At 65.2% G+C, this 781-nt stretch carries 1 protein-coding gene; it reads right to left on the bottom strand.

Annotated elements, in window-relative coordinates:
* Positions 1–680, bottom strand: a 680-nt coding sequence (locus A5764_RS11245; protein WP_067113144.1) for an alpha/beta fold hydrolase, incomplete at its 3' end; no start/stop codon positions are given.
* Positions 681–781: the final 101 nt, after the last annotated feature.

The following is a 781-nucleotide window of genomic DNA, read 5'->3' as shown; positions in this document are numbered from 1 at the left end:
GAGGGGATGTCCTTCCATGCGGCGTTCTTCGACGGTCCGTACAATGCGGCCACCGCTGCTGACCGCTGGCTGGCCCACGCGCGGGTGGCGAGGTCGGGCGGTAGGTCGTTTCCGAAGTGCTGGAGGAAGATGTCCTTCTTCAGATAGAGCTGCGCTTGCTCCTGGGGTGCGCCAGGGGGGAGTACGGGATCGAACAGTTCGCCTTGGGGTCGGGTCAGTACTGAGTCGGCTCCACTGAGCTGGGCAGTCGTCTCGCCCACATCGGGGGCCGCGGCGTCGACAAATACCAGTGCTTTGACGTTGGGATTGCCGGCGGCGGCGTTCGTGATGACCGATCCGCCGTAGGAATGTCCGACCAGCACGATCGGTCCGTTCAGCGTGGCGAGAAAGTTCTTCACATAGTCGGAGTCGGAGTCCAGGTTCTCCAAAGGATTGGCGATCGCGCGTGCCTCGTATCCCTGCTTCTCCAACGCGCCGACTTCGCCACCCCAGCTCGACGCGTCGGCGAAGGCACCGTGGACCAGAACGATGGTGGGCTTCGCACCACTCGGTGGAGGCGCGGCGGGTGCAGGCGCGCCGGATGGAGACGCGGCCGGTGGAGACGCGGCGGGTGCGCAGGCGGCGACGGCCGAGGGGACTGTCACGGCGACCGCCACCGCGGCACTCGTGAGTGCACCCATGCGCACCGTGTGCCAGGAACGTTGAAACATCAGTATTTCCGGTCTGTTTGGGACGTGTTACAAAGCCGCGGCCGAGAAATGTTGGTCGCCGAGGTCTTCGG

Origin of the sequence: Mycobacterium sp. 852002-51057_SCH5723018, assembly GCF_001667035.1 — a bacterium.
In the GTDB taxonomy this organism is placed as follows: Bacteria; Actinomycetota; Actinomycetes; order Mycobacteriales; family Mycobacteriaceae; genus Mycobacterium.
The sequence above is the reverse complement of the archived record's forward strand: the minus strand, read 5'-3'. Positions and strand labels throughout refer to the sequence as shown.